We start from the raw sequence: 25,462 nt of genomic DNA, 5'->3' as shown, positions 1-25,462 counted from the left end.
ATCTCCCTTAAACAATACTCATCCCTTCCATTGGGCTGCTTGCAGCGGCATAACGTTTTTTCGGTATTCGGCCAGCTTCATAGCCTAACCGCCCGGCATTAATGGCCAGCTTCATGGCAAGAGCCATCTTCACAGGATCTTTAGCTCCAGAAACAGCCGTATTCAGCAGTACACCATCAGATCCCATTTCCATTGCTATCGCTGCATCGGAAGGAGAACCAATACCAGCATCCACGATCACCGGCACCTTTGCCTGTTCAATAATGAAGCTTAAATTTAATGGATTCACAATCCCTTGGCCGGAGCCGATCGGTGAAGCACCCGGCATGATCGCATGAACCCCTACATCTTGTAATCTTTTAGCCAAAAGAACATCATCTGAAGTATAAGGTAAGACAATAAAACCTTCTTCAAGTAAAATCTCTGATGCTTTTAATGTTTCAACCGGATCAGGAAGAAGCGTTTTTTCATCCCCGATCACTTCTACCTTTATCATGTCACAAAGACCGGAGGCTTTTGATAGCTTAGCGATACGAACCGCCTCTTCCGCTGTTTTTGCCCCTGCTGTATTAGGAAGCAAGGTATACTTTTTCAAATCTAACATTTCTAGAAAGTTCGGTTGACTGGCTTCAAAAAGATTCATCCTTCTCACAGCAAAAGTCAAAATTTCGGTTTCTGAAATATCAATCGCTTCCTTTTGAACTTTAAAGTCGGGAAACTTTCCTGTTCCAAGCATCAATCGGGAACGAAATTCATAAGGCCCGATTTTCAACATAGTATCCACCTCCTGCAAATTGTACATTGACATTCCGATCCGAACGTCCTGTTTAATAATCACCTATGGTGTTCCTAACCTAACCTATCCCTATTTACTCTGTTCATCAGAGTAGGAATAGGAGACGAACTCAAATTTCCGAACATGGTAAAAATCTTTTTAAATATGATTTCACCATCTACCTCGATGTTGTCACCAACATTTTGGGGAACCATTGTCTCTTCGCTTAATAAAGGAATAATTTTGATTCTGTCTCCATTGACCGTAATTCCCTTATCAAGCTCAAGAAAGGTGATACAATTGATATTTCGATCCTCATTGTCAATATAGGTACGTTTTTTGACGATTTTGCCCGAGATTTTCAACGTTCCTTCCCCTTTCTCCGGACCACGTGATGTCGTGACGTCCGTACCAGTTTTCAACCTTAGTATACATCGTCTATTCCAAACAAGTCAATTCCTTTTAAATATTTGGACTTCTGTTATTATCCCATTACTACTGCTATTACACCCAACACCATGCTGGCGGCTGCAATTCATTCATTTGACTCATTGCTATGTCCGTACCAGTTTTAAGATAAAAAACATACATTAGAATGATGTATGTTTCAAGCATTGGATTTCCGAGACATTTTCATTACAAATGAGTACATATCGGATCGAAAGAAACCTTTATAATACTCTACCAGATTTCCATCCGGATCATTAATCATACGTTCTGTTATTAACAAGCACGTGGTTTCTGATACTCCTAAATAGGATGCATCTTCTTTGGTTGGATGACCACATGTAATGATTTGTTCTGCTTCCCAAAAATTAATAGCAAGGTCACCCTCAAGAATATCATATAAAACTGCGGTATTTAAATCATATTGAGCTAATTTCTGGCCAAGTTCTAAAGGATAATACTGGTTTTCAATTGCGATGGGAACATTCTCTTTTAATCGTAATCTTTTAATATAATAACACTGATCATCAAAACCGGTAACATCGCTTAAATTCTCAGGAGTAGAAACAATACCATGATCCAATAATTTAATACCCATTTTTTTAATCGTTTCCGTAAAACTAGTCATTCTTAGCCACTCTTGTACTGGTTTGAGAGACACAAAAGTTCCCTTACCATGCTTCTTTTCCAGAATCCCTTCATGCACTAATATGGAAACCGCTTCTCTCACAGTACTTCTGCTAACCGAATACATTTCCATGAGTTCTCTCTCGCTCGGAATTTTTTCTTTATAATATCCCTGTTTTATTTGATCCTCTAATATATTTTTTAATTGAACATGTAAAGGGATCGGATTATGAATGTCCAAGGCCATAAGGATTCCTCCGAAGCTAAAATATCTTCACCACATCACGACATACGGACCAGTGATTAAAAACATTATACACATTTTTACCGAAATAATCAAATTTCTCCTTCAGCCTTTTCGTTTCTACGGCTGCAGAACGGCTAAAAATTCTTGGACTTTGAAAGAATAACGAGGGAATCGGAGATGAGTGACATGGAAAAAGCGTTTTTGTCGGTTAAACACGCCGACCAACTAACGGAGGAAATGAACCAATTTTTAGAGGCTTCTGCGATTTTGGCAAACGAGTTGGCGGAAAGGATCGAGGAGCCCTTAACGGAAGCCGAAAGACAATTTTTGGGGCACTTCAAGATTTTTAACGATGAATTTGAAAAGCTTCGCAAAACCGAACAACGAAAATGTTAACATTGCGAACGAAAAGGCTTGGAAAACCCAAGCCTTTTACATTATTCGCGCTCAACAGGTACTATTGTGTTGGATTGATCCCTCCGTTCTTCAATCACTTTGACTGTCCCTCATCAGAACACATCAAACGCCCAAACGGAATCGGGCGGGGCATCAGACTTGAGAATTGTTTCCCAAACAGAAGTACCATCACTTTGCGGAAGCTCTTCATGATGTCCAAAAAAACGAAACCCGTTGGCCTCAATCCAGTCGGAAAATCGGGACTGGTATTCTTCAAAGGAGATGTTCTCCGGAACCAAGATCACATACTCACCTTTAATTCTTTTCAAAGAGAGTACCTCCTTTTTCAACTCCGCTCGGCGCATTCTCGTTGTTTTTTTCGTCAGGGGAGCCCTGCCTCCAAAAAAATTCTTTTCCCGAGAATGTGTTAGCTTCCATCATTTCTCCCGTGATAGGGTTGTGGACATATTGTTTTTCTTGTTTCTCCATTTTTGGCTCCTTTTCCGTTTGGATTCTCACTTCCCTCCTATTGTCCTTTTGGAAAAGCAAGCCTATACATTCCCATGACGCCATAGCAAATAAGCTTATTCCATCGTAAGATAAAAAACCCGGCCTCAAACGGGACCGGGTTGCTGAAAAACTCTTATCGCACCATCGCTTCGACGATCAGATCGCCCATTTTTGAAGTGCCAACCGCTTTGCTCTTGTCAACGGCGATGTCAGCCGTACGGTGTCCGGCATCGAGCACCTTCTTCACGGCATTCTCGATCACATCGCCCGCTTCCTGCCAGTTGAACGACAGTTTGTACATAAGCGCAACCGAGAGAATGGTTGCAATTGGATTTGCGACTCCTTGGCCGGCGATGTCCGGAGCAGAACCGTGCACGGGTTCATACAGCCCGAGGCTTCCTTCCCCGAGGGACGCAGACGCAAGCATTCCGATCGATCCGGTCAGCATCGCAGCCTCATCGCTCAAAATGTCGCCGAACATGTTCTCCGTTACAATGACATCGAAGCTCGCCGGACGGCGCAGAAGCTGCATCGCGCAGTTGTCGACCAGTACATGCTCGAGTTCGACGTCCTGATAATCTGCGGCGATCCTGTTTACGGTCTCCCGCCACAGGCGGGACGTCTCCAGTACATTCGCCTTGTCCACTGACGTCAGTTTCTTGCGGCGTTTACGCGCCACTTCGCATGCCTGACGGACGATCCGCTCCACTTCCTTTTCATTGTATGCGCAGGTGTCCACCGCTTCCTGACCGTTCTCCGTGTCGCGGCGGAATTTCTCACCGAAATAGATCCCGCCTGTGAGCTCACGCACCACGATCAGATCCGTACCTTCCAACACTTCCGGCTTTAATGTCGATGCCTCCTTGAGGCAGTCGAAAATGACCGCCGGACGAATGTTCGAGAACAGTCCCAACTGCTTGCGAATACCAAGCAGACCTGTCTCCGGGCGCAGTTCCTTTGGGTTGTTATCCCATTTCGGTCCGCCGACCGCACCTAACAGCACCGCATCTGCGCTCTTGCACAATTCCAGCGTTTCCTCAGGCAGCGGTGTACCCTTTTGATCGATGGCAACGCCCCCGAACAGAGCGTGTTCAGTCTCAAATTGAACCCCGAACAGCTCTTCCGTCTTTTTCAACACTTTTTCGGCTTCGGCCACCACTTCCGGACCAATGCCGTCTCCACCCAGAATTGCTATGCGTTTCGTTTCCGCCATTGTTGCTTCCTCCCCAGTCCGATACTCTGCAATGAACTACCCTAGTTGTACCACATTTCCCACTTATACTTCAAAGATATAAAAACGATTGTCGTGATAGATATTAACTATAATATTCCATTGACTCGCCCCCGACTATTCGACTGTCCCCACCTATTGTCCAATTGAGAAGGTTACAAAAAATGTCTAAAACGGCTCTTTTTGTACAAACAATAGACTATAGAACTCTTTAGGGGGCATGGTAATGCGGAAATCGATCGTTATGGGTTTTCTTTCTGCGTTGATTTTCCTGGGATGGTGTTCTCAGTTTGCTGTGGCGAAGGAATTAACGGGGAAAGAACGCGCTGTTTTACAAAAACTCGCCAGCGAAAGCGGGGGGAACCTTCAGATCAAGTGGAATGAGGAGACCAACACCCCGTCCTATTTATCGGGCCAACTTTCTCAACCGTCCAAGCACTCTCCCGAATGGATCGCCTATGAATTTCTGGATCATGTGAAATCCTTGTATGGAATGAAAAACCCGAACAGGACCATGAAAATCCTGAAAATCAACCGGGACGAAAATGGAAGCCAGGTCCACATGCAGCACCTGGTGTTCAATACCCCGGTGTGGGGGGACGAACTGGTCGTCACCATTGACCAGGCGGGCATTATTCGTTCTGTAAACGGACGATTTTCCCCAAATCTGGAAGACAGGCTTTTCAATCGCCCAATGAAGGCTGCATTCTCACCGCAAGTGGCAATCGAAAAAGCGAGGTCATCCTTTGACACTAAAGGAACTGCTGCAAAAGAGCCCACAGTCGAACCCTACTATTTGCCCACACGTAACGGAACACCACTGATTTATGTGGTAACGCTGCGCTTTCAAGAACCAGAGATGGGGAATTGGAAAATTTTCGTTCACTCCCTGACCGGCAAAGTCATCGAGAAGTACAAGGATGAATCCTGAAAAAACGTTCGAAGTCCCTTCCGAAGAAGGGACTTCTATTTTATTCCCAGGTCAGACTCTTTAACAGACAGTGTTTGAAAAGACTAAGAAGAAAGTCGATATGGAAATCTTTGCGGACAATGACTTGAAACTCATGTTCATGATGCGTGTAAAACAAAACATCTGTGTGAATCCTGTTGTGATCGAAGAATGATCGAACTTGGTGCAGGCCGCGTAAAGACTCATCGTTTTTGGCTTTGATCCAAAACTCAAAGTCGTCACCGTTCCTTTGCTCTGTGATCTCAAGAGCGTCGTGGTCGTACTTGTACAGAACCATTTTGAATCCTCCTCCCTTTACATCAGATATCGTAAATAGACATATACCGAAGCAATTACGATGGACAAAATCATTAACGGGAAAGCGATCCAAAGGAATCTAAGGAAGGAGATGTGGTGCCCTTCCTTGGCGGCCAATCCCGCAACGATCACGTTGGCACTGGCTCCAATCAGGGTACCGTTTCCCCCCAAACATGCCCCTAACGCAAGACTCCACCAGAGAGGCTCCAAATTCGGCAGTCCCATATTCCCCATCTCTTGGATCATCGGAATCATCGTTGCAACAAACGGGATGTTATCAACGAAAGCCGAGGCAATGGCGCTCATCCAAAGAATCAGCATGGCGGTGGCGGTCAAATCCCCACCAGTGAGATCGATTGCCTGCGCAGCCAGTTTCGATATCACCCCTGTTTCCACCAGGCCCGAAACCAGCACAAACAATCCGATGAAAAAGAAAATGGTGGTCCACTCCACTTTCGCCAGCGCGTCCTCCAGATAATGCTCTCCCGACAAAAGGAGCAGGAGGAACGCACCCGCAAGAGCAACGGTCGCTGATTCAACGTGCACGATTTGATGAATGAAAAAGCCGCCAATTGTGAAAGCGAGAACAAACAAGCATTTCTTCAAAAGTCCTTTGTCTTTAATTTCGTCTGTTTCATCCAAGTCCATGATCCCTGCTTTCAATTCCTCGGATGTTTTGAGCTGCTTCCGATACCAAGCCGTGAGAATCGCCATGGTCACGATCAGGATAAAGAAAGAAATCGCAGCCAGATTGTTGATGAAAGACATGAAAGACAATTCTTTGACCGCGCTTCCAATCATAATATTCGGCGGATCACCGATAAGCGTCGCAGTTCCCCCGATGTTCGACGCCAATATTTCAGTAATCAAATAAGGCATAGGGGATACCCGCAATTGCCGGGTGATGCTGAACGTCACAGGCACCATCAGGAGTACGGTTGTGACGTTATCGAGTAAAGCGGATGCAACCGCAGTGATCATCCCTAAGGCCACAAGAATTCGAAGCGGATCGCCCTTCGCCTTTTTGGCGGACCAAATCGCTATGTACTTGAAAAGCCCTGTCTCCGCGGTAATCGATACGATGATCATCATTCCGGTTAAAAGACCCAACGTGTTAAAATCCACATGGTGGATCGCCGTTTCCTGATCGACAATACCGAAGATCACCATAAGGATACCACCAATCATGGCGACTACGGTACGGTGAATTTTTTCGGAGATAATCATTGCGTACGTGATTAAAAAGATTCCAATTGCCAAAATCGCTTGTTGTTCCATCTTCGTCCTCCTCGTTCTGATTCCACTACTTACTTTCAATCATCTGAAGCAATATTATGAAAAAAGATAAAAAGAGCCCGTCAGTGACAGGCTCCTCCAAAAACATTCCGAATATGAACTTGTAAAACAACTATACCAAATGTTTCACAACTTGTAAACTCCCAATCCGTTTCACAAGAAAATAACAAATCGGAAACATTTGTTTTACAAATCGATAATGGAAAGAACATAATGATCCCTTACATTTACCTTCAAAACGCTAAGGGGGAGACAAGATGAAAACTTTGTTCAAACAGGTTAAAACCTGCCCATCTTGCGGGCAAAAAGAAAAGCTGGGTTCAATTTACTGGAAACGTATGGGTCGCGTTGACGGCAAAACGTTCTATCAATGCCAATGCGGCTCGGGCATCCTGGTTGGGGTGTTTTCCGAACAGCACTATGACGCCCTTGAAACACGTCTCATAATCGAGCATATCATTACTTCCGGATCCATCAATTAAAAGGCAGCCGTTTTACCCCACAAGTATTTCTTCTTCACTTTCCATCATCAACCGGGCTTTTAATTGATTTATCAAGCCGTGTGCATCTTCGGAAAGTGTCCAATCGTTGGTGATGAGCCCATTTTCGAAAAGAAACTCCAATTCTGCTCCAGGCAAGCTTTTTACACGGCTTTTGAATTTTGCTTCCAGTGTCTTTCGATCCGCCTCGATAATATCGGTTACGGACACAAGGTCAAACAATATTTCGAAGAACCTTTCCGCTTTGACAAGTTCTAATTCCACCTCTTTTTTCGCTAAGCGTTTTACAAGATCCCGTACCTCCGTGTCGGGCAAGTTGGTTCGTTTTGTAATCTCTTTAATCAGTTCTTCTTTTTCAGAAAGCAAACTCGCTTGCTGTTCTTTCAGGAGCCCTCTATCCAACACACCTTTGGATAGCCAAATCTCTTTCATAAATTGTAACGATTTTTCTATTGGGAAATAAACACCAATCCCACCCAGACCATCGCAGATATCACAAACACCGCCAGAATCCGTCCCTTCAAAAATCCCACCTCTCGGAATGTGTAGTGTTTTATAGTTTTATGATGAGACCAAGCTGTCTAAGAACAGGGAATTCAAAAATAAAAGGACCCCACGTCCGCGCAAACCTTATTATCTGCAGGAGCAACCCTTGCCACTGCTTTTACTTTTTGTGCAGCTGCAGCTTCTGGAACGGCTTCCTAAACGAAACGGCCCTCCGGTTCCAACACTTCTCCCGGCCAAACATGCGGTACATTGGGTAAAACACCTGCGAAACGGAAAAAAGTTGCGGCATAAATTGGTGCAAAAAATAATACACGCGGTCGACTGTTTGGTTTGCGCTTTCTTGCTATTTGTTTTCATGGTGAGACCTCCCTTGTTGCTGGTGGAATATCGTATGTCATTTGCCAGCTGCAAGAAACGGCTTCTGCCCCTGAAGCTCCGTCCAGCTCAGAAAAGAAAACGAGCCGGAACAACTCCGACCCGTCGTGGGCTTACACCTTTTTTACCAGGATATCCGCCACCCCGGCAGCAATCGCTCTTTCCACAACCGCCAGGATATTCTTAGGATCGCTGTACGCCCCCGTTTGTACACCGTTTTCAATCACCCGGTATACAGGTCTCGTAGGGGAATACGCAACTCCGTAGGCTTCACAGACACCTTTGACCACAGCTTCCACAATTCCACTCTTGAAACCCTCATCCTTGAGCTTTGCAGCATCTGCAGGATTGTCGAGGAAACCGAATTCCAGCAGGACAGCGGGCATATTGGTCTCCCTGAGAACCGCAAAATCCGCTTGTTTTTTTCCACGATCGGGTAAACCGTAATTCGCGAAATGAGCGGTCACATGATTGTGAATGATCCCGCGAATGCGGGCGGTGTCCCCGTTGTCATACCCCTGCATGACATAGGATTCAAAACCTGTCCCTCCACCCGCGTTAATATGGTAAGATATAAAATAATTTGCTTTGGCATTATTTGCGATATCGGCACGTTCTGACAGACCCACAAATCGATCGTCGGTTCTCGTCATTATTGTCTGAAAGCCATGCTCTTTCAATCTTTCGTTGGTCCTGAGGGCGAATTCCAAAGTCAGCGATTTTTCGACAAGTCCATTTCCTTGTGTCCCCGGATCGGTTCCGCCATGGCCGGGATCGTTACAAATAAGAATGGCCATTAACCCACTCCCTCCTAAAAATTGAGTGTGACGCATGTTCTCATACTTTTCTATCAGTTTATCATCAACTTCAGTAAAAGGTTCGGGCTCATGACCAGGAAGGCGCCCATTTTCGCCTCGTGCTCAATAGTTAGAAGTTTGGAAAGATTCGCTGTTAAAAAAGTCTTGAACCGTATGGTTCAAGACTCAGGAGCAGGATCCCGGTTTTCCCTCTTCCGTCGCGGTACGGAAAGAGCTTCCACAGCCGCAGCTGGACACTGCGTTCGGATTTGTGATTTTAAATCCCGCCCCCATCATCGAATCTACATAATCCACTTCTGCGCCCGGTAAGAACCTGGCACTTTCAGGATCGATCACAACCTGAACCCCCTTTTCCTCCAGGACGCAATCGTCGTTTTTCGCGTTATCAAGCGCCATTCCATAAGAAAATCCGCTGCAGCCTCCTGATTTGATAAACACTCGCAGAGATAATCCTTCTTCCTTATCGGAAAGTAACGATTTCACTTTATTTGCGGCCGATTCTGTCAGCGTCACCATTCTCATACATCCCCTTTGTCTGAGTCATTATATAACCAAAAGTTATTGTTATTATAACATAATTCTTGCCTGCTGCCAAAAAGGACTGTATGATTACTTCGTACATACTTCAGCTTAGGAGGGATTCATTGTGGCTCAAGTGACATTTAAAGAAAAACCGGTGACATTGTTAGGCAATGAAGTGAAAGTAGGAGATGAAGCGCCAAACTTTACCGTATTGGCCAACGATCTGTCGCCTGTGACCCTTGAGAATTCGAGAGGAACCGTTCGCATCATCAGTGTGGTGCCATCGATTGATACAGGCGTTTGCGATCAACAAACCCGCCGTTTCAATGAAGAAGCGGCAATCAAAGCTGCAAAAACTGCTTTGTGACAATTCAAGAAGCCTTTGAGGGCAAGCAAACACGAGGTGTTGACATCTCTTAAAAATTTTCTCAAAAAAAGTTCGGCATACCCTTGATCATAACGGGCACACTACTTCTTGTTGGTTACAAAAAATCAAGGAGGAATCAGAATGCCGAGAAGAATTCAACAAGCAGCACAGCAGGCTCAGCAGTCGCTGCAGCAAATTCAACAAATCGCGCAAACGCTTCAAGGCGGAGCACAAGCGATGTTCCAACCGGGCTTTGCCGGCACCAATCCTCAACAAGTGAGACAACAATTCGGTCAGGCTGGTCAAGCAGGTTGGGGTGCACCACAACCTGGCTATGGGGCACAAGCCATGTTCCAACCCGGCTTTGGTACTAACCCGCAGCAAGTTCGCCAAGAGATTTCCCGCGATCTGGGCGGTCAAGCTGGTTGGGCTGCTCCACAAGCTGGCTATGGAGCACAAGCAGGAATGGCTCAACAAGCTGGCTTTGGAGTACAATCCATGTTCCAACCGGGATTTGCCGGAACTAACCCGCAGCAAGTTCGCCAAGAGATTTCCCGCGATCTGGGCGGTCAAGCTGGTTGGGCTGCTCCACAAGCTGACTATGGAGCACAAGCTGGCTATGGAGCACAAGCTGGCTATGGAGTACAATCCATGTTCCAACCGGGATTTGCCGGAACTAACCCGCAGCAAGTTCGCCAAGAGATTTCCCGCGATCTGGGCGGTCAAGCTGGTTGGGCTGCTCCACAAGCTGGCTATGGAGCACAAGCTGGCTATGGAGCACAAGCTGGAATGGCACAGCAAGCTGGCGGTTTTGGGGCACAAACAATGTTCCAGCCGGGCTTCGGAACTGACGCTCAACAAGTTCGCCAGGATATTTCCCGTGATCTCGGCGGTCAAGCAGGTCAAACCGGCTGGGGTGCACAAGCAGGGATGACACAACAAGCAGGAATGGCACAACAAGCCGGATATGGAGCACAATCGATGTTCCAACCTGGTTACGGAACGAATCCGCAACAAGTTCGCCAAGACATTTCGCGTGATCTCGGTGGGGCAGCAGCAGGTGGCGCACAGTCCATCCTCTCGCCCGGATTTGCCGGAACTAACCCGCAGCAAGTGCAGCAGGACATTGCACGAGACCTTGGACAAATCATTCAGTAACTCACCGTCAGAACGAGGGGGTCGCGGATTGTGATCCCCTTTTCTTAACGAATCTTACGTTCTTGATTGGTAAAAGACAACTCTTCCCGAAACCCACTTCTGTCATGTATGATGGAAGTAAAGGAGGGAAGTGCCCATGTCTTTGGATATATTAGCTTTTGTACGGGAAGCGAAAGAAGAGTTTGACCGAACGGTTGCCTGTAAGCACACTTCATTTGACGATCTTTACCCCTATATGATCGAGAACCAGTCGTTCTTTTGGTATAAACGCCACGCGGCGTGGGCGAGCCTCTTGACTACGATTCGCATAGCAGACAGCGCGGGTGCTAACTGGCGTGATTTGTTTACCTTTAAGCAGTTGGCCATGATTACAAATCGAGTGCTCGACAAACAAGTATTGGACGAATGGCTGGAACACAGCGAAAGCGATCTCCCTGTCGAATAAACTTGGCGGCAATCATAAAGCCTTGAACCAATTACACGGTTTAAGGCTTTTAGTGTGCATAAAGCCACAACTGTCGAACTTCGGCAGTATACAAGAGGCGTTTAACCAGCCTGAGAGGAGAGGTCACATTGAACTTTGATTCGTTGAGTTATCAGTATTCGTCCCGTCGTTCTGTCGTATACGCCAAAAACGGAATGGTGGCCACTTCGCAGCCCCTGGCCGCACAAGCGGGACTTGAGATCCTGAGAAAAGGCGGCAATGCAATTGATGCAGCAATTGCAACGGCGGCAACATTGACGGTGGTTGAACCTACGTCAAACGGGATCGGCGGCGATGCATTTGCTTTAGTTTGGACAAACGGAAAACTGCATGGTTTGAATTCCAGCGGTCCGGCTCCGCAAAGCATATCGATCGAATCATTGAAAAAATCCGGGCATGAAGAGATTCCCGAGCATGGTTTTATTCCGGTAACCGTTCCGGGAGCACCGGCTGCCTGGGCCGAACTGTCCGGTAAATTCGGGAAACTTCCGCTGACTGAGGTAGTACGTCCCGCAATTGAATATGCGGAGAACGGGTACCCGCTTACGCCGGTACTTGCATATTACTGGGAACAGACGGCAACGACATATGCAGAGATCCTGAAAGGTGACGAATTCAAAAGTTGGTTCGACACGTTCACTCCGGCGGCTAGGTCACCTCGACCGGGTGAGATTTGGCGTTCGCCCGATCATGCCAGAACTTTGCAATCGATTGCTGAGACTAAAGCGGACTCGTTCTACCGCGGTGACTTGGCCGAAAAAATTGGCCAATTTTCGAAGCAATATGGCGGCTATCTGACCGCGGAAGACCTTTCGGCCTTTAAACCCGAGTGGGTTACTCCTATTAATGTGAATTACCGAGGGTATGATGTGTGGGAAATCCCGCCTAATGGACATGGGCTTGTCGCTCTCATGACATTGAACATTTTAAAAGGATTCGACTTTTCGGAACGTGACACGGTAGACACGTATCATAAACAAATTGAAGCAATGAAACTCGCGTATGCTGACGGGAAGAAGTATATTGCCGACCCCCGTAAGATGTCTGTAGGTGTTGAAGACTTATTGTCTGATGCATACGCGGAAGAACGTCGCCGCCTCATCGGAAAAGAGGCCCTTCAACCGGAGCCCGGACAGCCTGCACGGGGAGGTACCGTTTATCTGTGTACGGCAGATGGGGAAGGAAACATGGTGTCTTACATCCAAAGCAACTATCTGGGATTCGGCTCGGGCTTGGTAGTACCGGGAACAGGGATCGCCCTTCACAATCGGGGTCGCAACTTTACTTTGGATGAGACACATGACAATCGGCTCGAACCCGGCAAAAAACCGTATCACACGATTATCCCCGGTTTCTTGACTAAAGACGGTAAACCCGTTGGACCATTCGGCGTCATGGGCGCCTTTATGCAACCGCAGGGACATGTGCAAGTGGTCATGAATACGGTGGATTTCCAACTCAATCCACAATCGGCACTCGATGCGCCAAGGTGGCAGTGGATCCAAGGAAAAACGGTAGAAGTGGAGCATTCCACGCCTGTACATATTGTGGATTCCCTTGCCCGAAAAGGCCATGACGTAAAATGGGCTTTAGGATCCGGCGGCTTCGGTCGAGGACAAATTATTTGGAGACAAGAGAACGGAGTACTTGTTGGAGGAACAGAACCCCGTACGGATGGCCAAGTGGCTGCTTGGTAAGGGAAATAAGAATTGGTTGATACAGAAATGAAAGGCCGTGTCAATAGTTTCTCTTGACACGGCCTTTTCCGGTATCGACATTAAATACCAAACGAAACAAATTTGGTCTCCAGAAACTCTTCCATTGCATAGTACCCGCCTTCGCGACCGATTCCGCTTTCCTTGAATCCGCCAAAAGGTGCTTGCGTTTGGGTTGGGGCACCGTCGTTAATTCCGACAATTCCGTATTCCAAGGATTCGGCCATACGGAGACAGCGACTATTGTTCTCGGTGTATACATAAGCGGCTAACCCATAGTTTGAATCGTTCGCCATTGCCACTACAGAGGCTTCATCCTCAAATGGAATGATCGGTACTACTGGACCAAAGGTTTCTTCATAAGAAATTTTCATTTCTGGTGTCACATCGACAATAACCGTAGGCTCGATAAAAAACCCTTTTCCGAGATCTCCCTCGGTCAATCGATTGCCGCCATAAAGAATACGTCCGCCCTTTGCTTTGGCATCTTGGATGTGCTCTAATACTTTATTGAGACCATTTTCGTTGATTAATGGACCGATCTCTGTATCTTTATGTCTTCCGTCTCCTACCTTTGTCTTCTTTAATCTCTCTACCAGTTTGTTGCTAAACGATTCCAGGATCGACTCATGTACGTAAAGACGATTCGTACAAATACACATTTGCCCCGAAGTGCGGAATTTACTTTCAAACAATCCTTCAACGGCAGCATCCAGATTCGCATCGTCAAATACGATAAACGGAGCATGACCGCCTAACTCCAGACTTACCCGTTTCACATGTTTGGCCACACCTTCCATAAGCAGTTTCCCGACTCGTGTAGATCCGGTAAACGCAATTTTACGGACTTTTGGATTATCGATAAACTCTTGGCCCACTAGTTCCGGTTTCCCAACAACCAGATTTGCAACCCCTTTGGGGAATCCGGCTTGTTCGATCAATTCGAACAAACGGATGGCACTTAGAGGTGTGCTTTCAGCCGGTTTCAGCACAACGGTACAACCTGCTGCCAGTGCGGGTGCAATCTTTCGGGCTACCATGTTAACAGGGAAATTCCAGGGTGTGATAGCTGCTACCACTCCTACCGGCTGACGGATCACCATAATTCGCTTGTTGGGTACGGAACTTGGAATGGTTTCACCGTAAACCCGTTTTGCTTCTTCTGCGTACCACATAAAGTTATCCGCTGCACCCAGCACTTCTCCCTTTGCTTCACGCAAAGGTTTCCCCATCTCGGCAGAAATAATACCGGCTAACTCATCACGATGATTGCGAACCAATTCGTAGAGGTTGTACAAATACTTGGACCTTTCTCTCGCGGTTAATTTGGACCAACTCTTGAATGCTTCACTAGCCGCCTCGACGGCTTTTGCTGCGTCACGACCATCACCGTAGCTTACAACACCTACACATTCTCCCGTAGCAGGATTTATTACTTCCAGCGTCTCTCCGTTTTCTGCCTGTACCCATTCTCCATTTATGAACATCTTTTTTTGATCTGCCATTTTAGAAAAGACCCCCTATAAAATGTACCGACTTTAGATAGGTTTCATTGCTTCAAATGGATTTTTGCAGTGCTTGCAATATAAAATGCTTCGACAGGCTGTTGGACCAAACAGGTTTTCCATGGTTGTATGAGAAGAACCGCAATATGGACATTTTACTTCCCATGGTTCTTCTATTCGGTGCTTGCATGGGGGCGAAGCAATACCAAATTCACGCAATTTTTCCCGCCCCGAATCGCTTATCCGGTCGGATGACCATGCTGGCTCAAACACAAAGTTTACCTGGACTTCCCGTACCCCTTCCACAGTACCGAGTTTCTTTACAATGGCACTCTTCATAATTTCCAAGGCGGGGCAACCGACAAAGGTGGGCAAAACTTCAACCGATACAACATCGTCTTCTACACTAACCTTATTGATCATCCCCATTTCAACCATACTGACAGCCGGAATTTCGGGATCCTTGACTTCTTCTAGGAGGTTCCAAAAAACATCCTCCTGCAGCAATCCTTCTTGCAACGCCATTCAGATCCACTCCTTTACCAGTTCGCAGCAGGATCCAGCCTGTAAACCTCAGACAGAGTATCGATGGCATCAGCAAGTTCTTGTGTATGCTGACCCGCACGACCATTCAATTCCGGAGTTTTCGGCTTGCCGATCCAGGTTAATCCGAACGTATCAAAAGCCTTTTTCGCCTTCTCAAGCCACCGTTGTGTTAACAGTTCTTCCCCTTCAATCAGACCGTGCTTCACAATGGAAGCTGCCAAAGGACCAAGGATAAACAATCCGCCAATATCATCCCATACCTTCCCCAATGCATTGGCAAGGCGGTTACGGGCTTCCTCCGTACTGTTGGCTAACTGGCTCATCCACACTTGCCAATGAATCATATGATAACGATGCTCCGTCATCGTTTTTCTGGATACCTGAGCCAAAGGAAGATAGGAAGAATTAGCTAAAGATTCTGAACGTACCTCCTTAAACAATCCATAGAAGTAACAACGTGCAATGGCGTAAGCCCAATCATAATGTGGCTCTTCAATGTAATCGCCTGTTCCGTTCATACGCTCCACCAGTACAGCATTCCGAAAATCTTCCGGTTTCCTAAGTTGCGCCAGGTCATCAGCCTTTCCTGCTCCCAGTGCTTCCAACATTTCATAAAACATCACCGCATGCCCCATCATATCCTGCGACATGGACGAGAAAGCCACGTCTTCTTCAATATGAGGTGCAAGTCCCAGCCATTCCGAACCACGATGAGCTAGAATGAAATCATCATCTGCCACTTGAAAAAGCAATTCCTTTAATGCTGTTAAATATTCCGGATTCTGCATGGCTTGTTCAGCAGATTCTATGCGGAGACTGCTCACCATTTATCCCTCCTTTTACTTCATTGAAGCGTTTTTCTCATATTGTTCTTTGTGGTAACGCCATTTCGATTGCAAATCACCATATCCTTTTGTTTCACGATAACTTTTGTTGTCCAGTTTCTCTAAATACTGGCGTTCTTCAGGAGGTAGCGCATAAATGTCATCTCGTTTCACAACCCACAAGTTGACACAAGATTCACGGCGGAGAAAATTTTCCCGTGCCATCGACATAGCTACCTCATGATTTGGTGCCAACAAGCTAAACTGGTGCACAAAATTTGATGTAGGAGTTTTTCGACTAAACACCTCAAACACAGCGAAAGTTTTGTTGTCTTTGCCTTGACTGTTCATTCTCTTCCCCCCTTAAACTGCGTTTCGTTGATTGGCCAGTAAGGCATCACGTACCCATTGTGCCTCTTCATAAGAGATTTTTCTTAATTGCAATCGTTGCGCTGAACGTGGTCCGTTCCCCTGTACGATTTGTTTGAATTCATTCCAATCCGGTTGCTGATAATACCATTGTCCCTCTTCTTTGTTGTAATGAATTGTTTCATCAGGCAGTGTCAATCCAAGATGGAAAATTCGCGGAACATATTTGTTAAAAAACTCTTGTCTTAATTCTTCATTGGTCTGGGAACGAATTTTATATCTTATGTTCAATTCTTGATTACTTGAGATTTGTCCGTTTTCAGGCGGACCAAAGAACATGAGCAGTGCAGGCCACCAACGATTTACAGCCTCTTGCAGCATTTGACGCTGCATCGCTGTACCTTCTGCGAGAGTTAAAACGATACTTTCACCATGTTGGGCATGAAATTTCTCTTCTGCACAGATCCGGTGTAATGCACGGGAATAGGGGGCATAAGATGTATCCAGTGACATCGTTTGGGTAATGATGGCTGCGCCATCCACCAACCAACCGATCACTCCGGCATCTGCCCACGTAGGTGCAGCCATATGGAACACATTATGAAATTTCAATTTTCCAGTGAATAAGTCATCGATTAAGTCTTCACGGGTTTTGCCGAGTGGAGCAAGTAAATCCTCTGCCACACGCAATAATAATTGACCATGCCCCATCTCGTCCTGAACTTTGGCCATAATCGCTAATTTGCGCCGTAAAGTGGGTGCTTTAGGTACCCATTCCTTTTCCGGCAAAGCCCCCATGATTTCGCTCATCCCGTGCATCGCAATCAATTTGATTAATTGTTGACGATAATCATCCGGCATCCAGTCATCCGCTTCTATTTTGTCGCCCCGATCAATACGATCCAAGAACTCCTGAAGCTTTTCGCTCTCTGTTTGTTTATTTAATGTTACTTGGTTTGCCATAAACATCCGATCCTCAAAGATATACATTCCTATCACTACCTTTCTATATAACGTTTATCTAACGATATATTATCATAATGTTATATTACGTTCAATACGATTTTTAAATTTTTTCGTAATAAGAAAGTACAATCTGATGCAGGTATCACTATTCGTGGCGGATGTTCATTCTTGCAATCTCACTCAATTCCAACACCATGTTCTTCAGTACTTGAATCACAGAAGAAAGTTCCTGTAATCCAGTTGATTGTTCAACCGTATAATTCATCGTTTTTTCTATCTCCTTACCGACTACGGCAATCTCCTGATTCATTTCATGGAGTTGACGGGCGATATTCTTGGTCGATTCAGCGGTAGTATCGGACAGGCGACGAATTTCTTCCGCAACTATTGAAAAACCCCGGCCATGCACCCCTGCACGGGCGGCTTCAATCGCTGCATTTATGCCAAGAATATTAATCTGGCTTGAAATATTTTTAATCAGCTCGCTAATTTTTGAGGTTTCTTCTATTTTTTCTTGGACCAAATTGGCGGACGCGTTTACTTCTTGACTGGCTTCAGCCAATTCTGCCGAGTTCTTTGCCAGCATCCCCGCGCTATCCACGATATTTCCGACAGCCTCCGCCAGTTCATCCGCCATACGTTGTATCCGATCCTCACGATCCGTTGACATACCGACTGACAAACACCCTACCACCTGGCCATTTTCAATAATGGGATAGCCAGAAGCTATATAAGGAATACCGTATACTTCCCTCGCTACCGAACGGATTACTTGCCTTCTCTCGTTTACTGCCGTATAGTTAATGCTTCCGGGACGCAAGGGATCATCCGCTTTAATTTTTAGATCTAACGTTTTTGCCGGGTAATAGGCCAAGAATTTTTCCGTATTGGTTATCCCGATCATGCAATCGTTTATAAGTCCCTTGCTCAAAATCGGTGCCACCATTAATAAGCTCTTAATAATCTCCGACATTTTCCGCTTCTCCTTTCATAGCCCGCCCAGGGACAATCTCGCCCACGAAGTGACAATCGCTTGGGCGAGGATCCAAGATATGTCGTGCCTCAATAACAAAACAGGGGGGCTATTGCCCCCTCAGCCCAATTCTTCTTATGTTAAATCTCTTTATTTCACTATCTGGAACTTTCCGTTTCTCACTTCCACCATGATCATACTGTCCTCGGTCAGACCATTATGATCTGATGAACTGAACTTAAACTCACCAGTGACCCCGACATATTTTACATTTTCGAGTGCCTGCCCCAATTTGGCAGGATCTCCGCCAGACAACTTCAACCCTTCCACCAACAGGTTCAAGCCGTCATACGCATACCCTGCAAATCCGTCTGGAGCATTGTTGTAGGCTGCACTATACGATTTCACAAACTCTTTGATGACCGGAGCCTGTGGGTCATTCGCCTCTACAAGTTCAGGAACCAGTAACTTGCCGGCAACCAGCAACACGCCATTCGCCGAATCCCCCGCCAACTCGAGGAACTTGCTGTTTGCACTGCCATGGCTACTAATAATCGGAATGCTGATCCCCAACTGTTTGGCTTCCTTCACGATTGTGGACGGGCCAGGATTGGTACCCGCAACAATAATTGCTTTGGCATCAGTAGATTTGATTTTTGTTAACTGAGTACTCATCGAAGTATCTTTCGTTCCATACTTTTCATCAGCAACGATAGTGATACCGTACTCAGGGGCAAATTTCTTTAATTGTTCTGCCCAGCCGCTGCCATACGGATTGCTGTCATACAGAATTCCGATCTTCGTGATTCCTTTCTCTTTAAGATAGTTATAAATCCGTTTTGTGCCATGAATATCCGTATGCGGAGTCTTGTAAATTCCCGCCCGAACCGGATCTGTAATCTGATTGGCGGCTGCCATTGAGATCATAGTAATCTTTTCGCTGGAAGCGACTTCGGCCATACCTAACGATGGACCGCTGCCGGAGGAACCCAATACCGCAATCACTTTATCTTTTGAAATAAGCTTTTTGACAGCTTTGACAGCTTCTGTGTTGTCCGACTTGTCATCTTCAAACACAATTTCCAACGGACGGCCGTTCACGCCTCCACCGTCGTTGATTTTCTTGAGCATCATTTCCACAGCTTGTTTTTCCGGAACACCAAGCGGGCTGTTAGGACCCGTAAGTGAAAAAACGGCCCCTACTTTAATCGGATCCTTGGTTTGTTTAGCCGCCGGTTGCCCTCCACCGCCTCCACACGCGGTGAGGATCAGGAGCGATGATGCGATCAAGCCGGTAAACCAGTTTCTTGTCTGTTTTTTCATTGGTAAAACCCCCTTGGATTTGTTATGCATGGGCCTTCCCTAAATAAGCGGATTGAACCCGTGAATCACTGACAATTTCCTTTGCGGTTCCCTCCAACATAACGGTTCCCGTTTGTAACACATAGGCTCTATCCGAAACCGCCAAAGCCCCAATCGCATTCTGTTCAACGAGCAGGACAGTAGTCCCCCATTGGTCCCGGATCTCCTGAACAATCTGCAGGATTTCCTTCGCGATTAACGGCGCCAATCCAAGCGAAGGTTCATCTAACAAGAGAAGTTTCGGTTTTGACAACAAAGCACGCCCGATCGCCAACATCTGCTGCTGCCCTCCTGACAGCGTGCCGCCCATTTGCCGTTTCCGTTCACGTAAAATCGGAAAACGTTGATAAATTTGATCAATCTCCTGTAAAATCACCTGTTTGCCGGCCTCCCGCATCCGATGGGATGCACCCAGCCAGAGATTGTCTTCCACTGAAAGTGTGGAGAAAATCTGCCTTCGCTCCGGTACGTGGGCCATTCCTTGCCGCACCACTTTTTCCGCTGGTATGCGGGTTATCTCTTGGCCGTCAAATTCCACTGTACCCTCTTTTGCACTGTGCAGACCGCAGATGCAGTTGAGCAGTGTGGTTTTGCCGGCCCCGTTGGCACCCAGGAGGGAAACAATCTCGCCTTCCGATACTTGCAGGTTTATACCATGGAGCACCTGAATCGGTCCATAGCGAGCAGTTAGATCCTGAACTTTCAAGATTGTCTTGCCCATCGGCTCACCCCCTAAACTATACAGCTACTTCTTCTTGACCCAGATAAGCGGCAATCACTTTCGGATTTTGCTGAATCTCCTCCGGTATGCCTTCCGCAATTTTTTCTCCTTGATCGAGGACGACAATCCGATCGGCAACGTTCATCACCATATCCATATCATGTTCGACTAGCAGAATCGCGGTACCGGCTGCCTGAATCCGCTTAAACAATAGGCTCAGTTCGGCCGTTTCGGTATGGTTCAGTCCGGCTGCCGGTTCATCAAGCAGCAATAACTTCGGCTCCACCGCCATCGCTCTCGCAATTTCCAATAACCGCAGTTTGCCGTAAGGCAGATTGCCTGCTGTTTTTTCAGCCAATTCAGCAATCCCAACCTGTTTCAACAATCGATATGATTGCTCGCGCATGAATTTCTCTTCTCTCCGGGATCTCCCGCTTCCCAAACCGCATCCGAACAAACCGGACCTTGTTCTCGAATGAAATCCCACCATCACATTTTCAAGAACGGTCATATCATCAAAAACTTGCAGGTTTTGAAATGTCCGCGAGATTCCTGCCGCCGCATACTGGTGTCCCCTAACCGTAGACATGAATCGATTGTCGAAGCGGATTTCACCGCTCGAAGGCGGGAATACCCCGGATACCATATTCAACACGGTACTCTTACCGGCCCCATTCGGCCCGATCAAAGCGACAATTTCCCCTGCATGCACATGAAACTCGACGTTATTGACCGCTTGCACTCCGCCAAACGACTTTGAAATTGTATTGACATGCAGCAATCTGTCCATCATGACACCGTCTCCATTTCCACTTTTTCAGATCGAATTTCGCTCCGGGTGTCTCCTTTGGATTTCATCAACCAAGATCTTACACGAGGCACCAGACCTTCCGGCATGAACATGATGATCGCGACGAGGATCGCGCCAAACACAATTGTGTCGATATCCCCTTTTAACCATGGCAAATGCTCACCCAGTACAATCAGAATCTCACCTATTGCATTGATCACCACGGCACCAATCAACGCTCCCCAAATACTCGTCATCCCTCCCACCACAACTATGGTCAGAAACTTGATCGATTCGTGCAGCCCAAAAGGCTGCGGATCAAGAATTCCCATGTAATGGGCGTACAGAGCTCCGGATAAACCGGCAAACATTCCGCTTACGACAAAGGCGCTCAATTTGAATTGGGCAACGTCGACTCCCATTGAGGTAGCGGCAATCTCACTCTTGTGTATCGCACGGTATGCACGGCCCACACGTGAGTTCATAATGTTTAGGGAAAACAGCAGAACCAGAGTCACGACTCCCCAGACCAGGTAATACATGCTGACTTCACTTGAACCAATCCCGAAGATGTCGAGTGGCGGAATGCTGATCATCCCATTGGCACCGCCTGTAACCGATTCCCACTCGGCAATCCCAATCTGTACGATATAACCGAAAGCCAGAGTGGCCATTGCAAGATAATATCCCTGGAGTCCGGCAATCGCACGGGCCACGATAAAAGCAACGATCCCAGGAACTATGGCACCAATCATTACTCCGAGTACAGGGGGCACTCCGTATTTTGCAGCCAATACGGCCGATGTATAAGCTCCGATTCCCCAGAAACCCGCTTGACCGAGTGAGATCTGCCCAGCCAACCCCATTACGAGGCCCAAACCTATGGCTACAATCGCATGCAACCCGACAATTACACCAACTGAGTGATAGTAGCTATCTGCTAACAAGAGTGGGAAAAGAATGACGAGCAAGAGGTAGACCACAACCCCTTTTCGCAATGTTTTGACTTTTGGCAGCATGTTATAAGCCTCCTTTCCCGACACTTCGCTCTCCGAACAGTCCTGTTGGCTTTATCAACAGAACCGCAATCAAAACCAAGAATGCAATTGCATCTTTGACACCTGAACTGATCAAACCGGCACCCAAAGATTCCAATAAACCAAGCAGCAACCCTGCAACCGTGGCTCCTAACGGACTTCCCAATCCGCCCAAAATCGCCGCGGAGAAACCTTTAATTCCAAGCAGGGTACCGACATCATAGGAAGTCACATTTAAGGGAGCGATCACAATCCCTGCTATGGCGCCTGCAGCTGCACTGATTCCAAATGCTAACATGGCCATCTTCGACGGACTTACACCCATTAACCTGGCGGCCAGTGTGTTGACTGAGCAAGCTTTAATCTTTTTCCCGGTTACGGTTTTTTCCATGAGGTACCACAGTGCGATCAAGATAATCAGTACGGCCGCCACAACCCAAACACTTTGCTTTGCAACACTGACTCCGGCCGCCGATATCGGATCATTGCCGGTCAACGGCTTAAGAGTATAAGAGTCTTTTCCCCAGATCTGACTTGCGATCCCGCGAATCAAAATGGATACACCAATCGTCAAGATGATCAGACTTAACGGCGTCGCTTTTTTGGCCAATCCGATAATGTATTTCTGCATCAGGACTCCGATCCCCGTGACGAGCAGAATCGCCAGCACGATTGCCGCTGCGTAAGGAATATCCATGCTGATCAACGAAACAGTCAGCATGCTGCCCAGCATCAGGAACTCGCCTTGAGCCAGATTGATCACTTTGCTGACGTTGTAAATCATGACAAATCCAACAGCGACAATTGCATAGACTCCCCCGATAACCAGACCGTTGGCTATATATTGCAAAAATTCAGTCACAAAAACCCCCTCCTGTTCCTCTTCGATGTTCTATTTTTGAAAAATGAGAAGGAGGCCGTTAGGGAATCGCTTGGGATCGACCTCCTATGCTGTGCTTAAGAAAGAGCTAAATCTTTATCAGGTGCGCTTTCAAATACACTGAGAAAGAAACGGACAGCACCGGGATCCAGTAACGCGTAGTAGTTACGGAATAAATCATCCGCATCCCGTCCTACCCAAAAATTGGGCAACAGCTCTTCCGGAAGGCTCGGATCAATAAACAGAAACTTGCGGTACTCGTGAACCAACTTGGTCTTCTCGACGAAACATTCGCCGTCCGAAATCTCCTGTTTCTTCTCCACCTGCTCCCGCAGTTTTTCATATTGCGGCCGGTACTGGTCGATGAATTCTTGGTAGGCTTTATTAATCTCGTCGAGATTCCAGCACTTCTCCACCAACTGCTTATCCGTGCTTATTCCTATATGCTCGGACGTGAAAATCTCGATGCAGTCGGTGATATTGTAGGATTCAGCGATTTCTTTTACTCGATCAGCCAAATCATTCGGACTGATCCACACACTGTTGGCCAGCATACCAAACCCCATCCACGACAGTTCCTTCCTGAATTGATCCCGCATCGCTCGCTGCTTTTCCGGAATGTTATAGGTGGTTATGCACCACTTGCCATCCCATTTTGCGGACGTTTGTTTATAAATCCGGGCTCCAGCCTCGTCAAGCCGTTTCTTGCCTCGCGGAGTCATGGAATAATAGGATCGGTTGCCGATTTTGCGAGCTTTCAGCCATCCTTGGCTAACAGTACGGGAAATTGCCACACGCACAGCCTGTTCAGACATTCCGAACTCGCCCATTAAACGGGTTAAGCTGCCTACCCAGATTTCACCCCCGTGATGGCGAACATATTCGCCATATATGGTGAAAAGCATCGATTGTGGTTTCAACTTGGTTCAACTCCATTCAACAATTTCGAACTTCTTTTATATACTCGCTTATTATACCAGCAAATATATCGAATGTAGAACGGAGTGAACGAGAGCCATTACATGTCAAAAAATTCTCGAATCAGGGACGATCACGTTCGATAATCGTGGCAATCCCCTGTCCGACTCCAATACACATGGTGGCTAATCCATAGCGAGCATCCCGCCGCTCCATTTCATTCAGTAATGTTGTCAGGATGCGCGCACCGCTGCATCCCAGCGGATGCCCGATCGCAATTGCACCACCGTTCACATTCAGCCGTTCCGTATTCACATTCAACTCTCGAATACAGGCCAAAGATTGAGCCGCAAAAGCTTCATTTATTTCGATCAGATCAATATCATCGATGGTCAACCCTGCCTGTTTCAGAGCTTTGCGAGTGGCCGGAACAGGGCCGATTCCCATAATCGACGGTTCTACGCCTGCAACGGCAGAAGCTGCAACACGCGCTCTTGGTTTTAGACCCAATTGAGCTGCCGTTTCTTGTTCCATCAACAACAGAGCGGCTGCACCATCATTTACACCTGAAGAGTTGCCCGCGGTTACTGTTCCCCCTTGACGGAAGGCAGGTTTCAACTTGGCAAGTTGTTCAATCGTTGTGTTTGGACGAGGATGTTCATCCTGATCAAAAATTGTAATCTCACCCTTACGTCCGGTAATTTCAACAGGAACAATCTCATTCTTGAATTTGCCTTCGGCCAGTGCTTTTGCATACTTCTGCTGGCTGGATAAAGCAAATTGGTCCTGATCTTCCCGGCTAATGCCGTATTGTTCGGCCACATTTTCAGCCGTTTCACCCATGCTGTAAGGGTAGTGCATTGCTGCCAACTTTTCATTAATAAATCGCCAGCCAATCGTAGTGTCAAACATCTGTTGATTCCCGCGCGCATATGCACTTTCGGATTTCAGCATGACAAACGGAGCTCGTGTCATGCTTTCCGTGCCTCCGGCGATATACACGTTCCCGCGGCCCGCCTCGATTGCATTCGCACACTGATTGACAGCTTCAAGACCGGAACCGCACAAACGATTCACGGTTACACCAGGAACCGTTACAGGCAGTCCCGCCAACAACACTGACATTCTCGCTACATCTCTGTTGTCTTCACCAGCCTGATTGGCACACCCATAAATCACGTCGTCAATGAATTCAGGGTCAATTGGATTGCGTTCCAACAGTTTGCGAATTACAACCGCGCCTAAGTCATCAGGACGGACGTCTTTTAAGGCACCGCCGTATCGGCCCACGGCGGTTCTTACCGCATCAACAATAACCGGTGTTCTCAT

General features: G+C 46.9%; 29 protein-coding genes and 1 pseudogene. 7 read left to right on the top strand and 23 right to left on the bottom strand.

Annotation, left to right across the window (positions count from 1 at the left end):
• Positions 1-7 precede the first annotated feature (7 nt).
• The 3 genes from ACFO8Q_RS20635 to ACFO8Q_RS20625 form a co-directional block, all read right to left on the bottom strand.
• Entirely contained in the window at positions 8-775 is a 768-nt protein-coding gene (locus tag ACFO8Q_RS20635) for a thiazole synthase (RefSeq protein ID WP_380028609.1), read from the bottom strand.
• Between the two features lie 74 nt (positions 776-849).
• Positions 850-1,140, bottom strand: coding sequence for a hypothetical protein (locus tag ACFO8Q_RS20630; protein WP_380028607.1), 291 nt, complete (start codon positions 1,138-1,140; stop codon positions 850-852).
• Between the two features lie 242 nt (positions 1,141-1,382).
• Positions 1,383-2,096, bottom strand: coding sequence for a GntR family transcriptional regulator (locus ACFO8Q_RS20625; protein ID WP_380028605.1), 714 nt, complete (start codon positions 2,094-2,096; stop codon positions 1,383-1,385).
• 177 nt (positions 2,097-2,273) lie between these two features.
• Here ACFO8Q_RS20625 and ACFO8Q_RS20620 point away from each other — a divergent pair, with 177 nt between their 5' ends.
• Positions 2,274-2,492 (top strand): hypothetical protein, encoded by a 219-nt coding sequence (locus ACFO8Q_RS20620; protein ID WP_380028602.1) that lies wholly within the window; start codon positions 2,274-2,276, stop codon positions 2,490-2,492.
• A gap of 113 nt (positions 2,493-2,605) precedes the next feature.
• On the opposite strand, the gene ACFO8Q_RS20615 is transcribed toward ACFO8Q_RS20620, so the two are convergent.
• Together ACFO8Q_RS20615 and leuB are read right to left on the bottom strand one after the other, a co-directional pair.
• Complete coding sequence (locus tag ACFO8Q_RS20615) at positions 2,606-2,821, bottom strand: hypothetical protein (protein ID WP_380028600.1); 216 nt, start codon at positions 2,819-2,821, stop codon at positions 2,606-2,608.
• Between the two features lie 314 nt (positions 2,822-3,135).
• Positions 3,136-4,215 carry a 3-isopropylmalate dehydrogenase gene (gene leuB / locus ACFO8Q_RS20610; protein WP_380028598.1) on the bottom strand — a complete coding sequence of 360 codons (1,080 nt, stop codon included), beginning with the start codon at positions 4,213-4,215 and terminating at the stop codon, positions 3,136-3,138.
• 244 nt (positions 4,216-4,459) lie between these two features.
• Between leuB and ACFO8Q_RS20605 the strand changes: the two genes are divergently transcribed.
• On the top strand, positions 4,460-5,164 hold the full coding sequence (locus ACFO8Q_RS20605) for a hypothetical protein (RefSeq protein ID WP_380028596.1): 705 nt from the start codon (positions 4,460-4,462) through the stop codon (positions 5,162-5,164).
• Positions 5,165-5,204: 40 nt separating this feature from the next.
• On the opposite strand, the gene ACFO8Q_RS20600 is transcribed toward ACFO8Q_RS20605, so the two are convergent.
• On the bottom strand, positions 5,205-5,480 hold the full coding sequence (locus tag ACFO8Q_RS20600; RefSeq protein WP_380028594.1) for a hypothetical protein: 276 nt from the start codon (positions 5,478-5,480) through the stop codon (positions 5,205-5,207).
• A gap of 17 nt (positions 5,481-5,497) precedes the next feature.
• Positions 5,498-6,778 carry an ArsB/NhaD family transporter gene (locus ACFO8Q_RS20595; RefSeq protein WP_380028592.1) on the bottom strand — a complete coding sequence of 427 codons (1,281 nt, stop codon included), beginning with the start codon at positions 6,776-6,778 and terminating at the stop codon, positions 5,498-5,500.
• 275 nt (positions 6,779-7,053) lie between these two features.
• Here ACFO8Q_RS20595 and ACFO8Q_RS20590 point away from each other — a divergent pair, with 275 nt between their 5' ends.
• Positions 7,054-7,278 carry a hypothetical protein gene (locus ACFO8Q_RS20590; RefSeq protein ID WP_380028589.1) on the top strand — a complete coding sequence of 75 codons (225 nt, stop codon included), beginning with the start codon at positions 7,054-7,056 and terminating at the stop codon, positions 7,276-7,278.
• A 12-nt stretch (positions 7,279-7,290) separates the two neighbouring features.
• On the opposite strand, the gene ACFO8Q_RS20585 is transcribed toward ACFO8Q_RS20590, so the two are convergent.
• From ACFO8Q_RS20585 to erpA, 3 genes are all read right to left on the bottom strand, one after another.
• On the bottom strand, positions 7,291-7,728 hold the full coding sequence (locus ACFO8Q_RS20585; RefSeq protein WP_380028586.1) for a hypothetical protein: 438 nt from the start codon (positions 7,726-7,728) through the stop codon (positions 7,291-7,293).
• 563 nt (positions 7,729-8,291) lie between these two features.
• Positions 8,292-8,975 (bottom strand): N-acetylmuramoyl-L-alanine amidase family protein, encoded by a 684-nt coding sequence (locus ACFO8Q_RS20580; protein WP_380028584.1) that lies wholly within the window; start codon positions 8,973-8,975, stop codon positions 8,292-8,294.
• Between the two features lie 186 nt (positions 8,976-9,161).
• A complete protein-coding gene (gene erpA, locus ACFO8Q_RS20575) occupies positions 9,162-9,512 on the bottom strand; it encodes an iron-sulfur cluster insertion protein ErpA (RefSeq protein WP_380028581.1) in 351 nt (116 codons plus the stop codon).
• Positions 9,513-9,642: 130 nt separating this feature from the next.
• On the opposite strand from erpA, the pseudogene ACFO8Q_RS20570 reads away from it, so the two are divergent.
• The 4 genes and pseudogenes from ACFO8Q_RS20570 to ACFO8Q_RS20555 form a co-directional block, all read left to right on the top strand.
• Positions 9,643-9,858 (top strand): annotated as a pseudogene (locus ACFO8Q_RS20570) (redoxin family protein); the annotation flags it as partial.
• 168 nt (positions 9,859-10,026) lie between these two features.
• Complete coding sequence (locus ACFO8Q_RS20565) at positions 10,027-11,043, top strand: hypothetical protein (protein ID WP_380028579.1); 1,017 nt, start codon at positions 10,027-10,029, stop codon at positions 11,041-11,043.
• 136 nt (positions 11,044-11,179) lie between these two features.
• On the top strand, positions 11,180-11,488 hold the full coding sequence (locus ACFO8Q_RS20560) for a hypothetical protein (RefSeq protein WP_380028577.1): 309 nt from the start codon (positions 11,180-11,182) through the stop codon (positions 11,486-11,488).
• Positions 11,489-11,682: 194 nt separating this feature from the next.
• Positions 11,683-13,224 carry a gamma-glutamyltransferase family protein gene (locus ACFO8Q_RS20555; RefSeq protein WP_380028667.1) on the top strand — a complete coding sequence of 514 codons (1,542 nt, stop codon included), beginning with the start codon at positions 11,683-11,685 and terminating at the stop codon, positions 13,222-13,224.
• A gap of 80 nt (positions 13,225-13,304) precedes the next feature.
• Here the strand turns inward: ACFO8Q_RS20555 and ACFO8Q_RS20550 are convergent, their stop codons facing one another.
• The 13 genes from ACFO8Q_RS20550 to pcaF form a co-directional block, all read right to left on the bottom strand.
• Positions 13,305-14,747 (bottom strand): NAD-dependent succinate-semialdehyde dehydrogenase, encoded by a 1,443-nt coding sequence (locus ACFO8Q_RS20550; RefSeq protein ID WP_380028575.1) that lies wholly within the window; start codon positions 14,745-14,747, stop codon positions 13,305-13,307.
• Between the two features lie 33 nt (positions 14,748-14,780).
• The gene (gene paaD, locus ACFO8Q_RS20545) at positions 14,781-15,272 is read right to left on the bottom strand and encodes a 1,2-phenylacetyl-CoA epoxidase subunit PaaD (protein WP_380028573.1); all 492 of its coding nucleotides are present in this window, start codon (positions 15,270-15,272) and stop codon (positions 14,781-14,783) included.
• A 14-nt stretch (positions 15,273-15,286) separates the two neighbouring features.
• On the bottom strand, positions 15,287-16,120 hold the full coding sequence (gene paaC / locus ACFO8Q_RS20540) for a 1,2-phenylacetyl-CoA epoxidase subunit PaaC (protein ID WP_380028571.1): 834 nt from the start codon (positions 16,118-16,120) through the stop codon (positions 15,287-15,289).
• A 12-nt stretch (positions 16,121-16,132) separates the two neighbouring features.
• Positions 16,133-16,468 (bottom strand): 1,2-phenylacetyl-CoA epoxidase subunit PaaB, encoded by a 336-nt coding sequence (gene paaB / locus ACFO8Q_RS20535; protein ID WP_380028569.1) that lies wholly within the window; start codon positions 16,466-16,468, stop codon positions 16,133-16,135.
• A gap of 12 nt (positions 16,469-16,480) precedes the next feature.
• A complete protein-coding gene (paaA, locus tag ACFO8Q_RS20530; protein ID WP_380028665.1) occupies positions 16,481-17,449 on the bottom strand; it encodes a 1,2-phenylacetyl-CoA epoxidase subunit PaaA in 969 nt (322 codons plus the stop codon).
• 148 nt (positions 17,450-17,597) lie between these two features.
• On the bottom strand, positions 17,598-18,425 hold the full coding sequence (locus ACFO8Q_RS20525; RefSeq protein WP_380028567.1) for a methyl-accepting chemotaxis protein: 828 nt from the start codon (positions 18,423-18,425) through the stop codon (positions 17,598-17,600).
• A gap of 150 nt (positions 18,426-18,575) precedes the next feature.
• Positions 18,576-19,748 carry an ABC transporter substrate-binding protein gene (locus tag ACFO8Q_RS20520; protein WP_380028564.1) on the bottom strand — a complete coding sequence of 391 codons (1,173 nt, stop codon included), beginning with the start codon at positions 19,746-19,748 and terminating at the stop codon, positions 18,576-18,578.
• A gap of 22 nt (positions 19,749-19,770) precedes the next feature.
• A complete protein-coding gene (locus ACFO8Q_RS20515) occupies positions 19,771-20,508 on the bottom strand; it encodes an ABC transporter ATP-binding protein (protein ID WP_380028562.1) in 738 nt (245 codons plus the stop codon).
• A 16-nt stretch (positions 20,509-20,524) separates the two neighbouring features.
• Positions 20,525-21,298 carry an ABC transporter ATP-binding protein gene (locus tag ACFO8Q_RS20510; RefSeq protein ID WP_380028663.1) on the bottom strand — a complete coding sequence of 258 codons (774 nt, stop codon included), beginning with the start codon at positions 21,296-21,298 and terminating at the stop codon, positions 20,525-20,527.
• Positions 21,298-22,317, bottom strand: a complete 1,020-nt coding sequence (locus ACFO8Q_RS20505) for a branched-chain amino acid ABC transporter permease (RefSeq protein ID WP_380028560.1) — start codon at positions 22,315-22,317, stop codon at positions 21,298-21,300. The genes ACFO8Q_RS20510 and ACFO8Q_RS20505 overlap by 1 nt, the downstream gene beginning before the upstream one ends.
• A 1-nt stretch (position 22,318) precedes the next feature.
• Complete coding sequence (locus ACFO8Q_RS20500) at positions 22,319-23,197, bottom strand: branched-chain amino acid ABC transporter permease (protein WP_380028558.1); 879 nt, start codon at positions 23,195-23,197, stop codon at positions 22,319-22,321.
• Between the two features lie 95 nt (positions 23,198-23,292).
• Entirely contained in the window at positions 23,293-24,135 is an 843-nt protein-coding gene (gene paaX / locus ACFO8Q_RS20495) for a phenylacetic acid degradation operon negative regulatory protein PaaX (RefSeq protein WP_380028556.1), read from the bottom strand.
• A 121-nt stretch (positions 24,136-24,256) separates the two neighbouring features.
• Positions 24,257-25,462, bottom strand: coding sequence for a 3-oxoadipyl-CoA thiolase (gene pcaF, locus ACFO8Q_RS20490; protein ID WP_380028554.1), 1,206 nt, complete (start codon positions 25,460-25,462; stop codon positions 24,257-24,259).

It is taken from the genome of Effusibacillus consociatus (assembly GCF_042652925.1).
GTDB lineage: Bacteria > Bacillota > Bacilli > Tumebacillales > Effusibacillaceae > Effusibacillus > Effusibacillus consociatus.
This window is presented reverse-complemented; position numbering and strand designations above follow the sequence as displayed.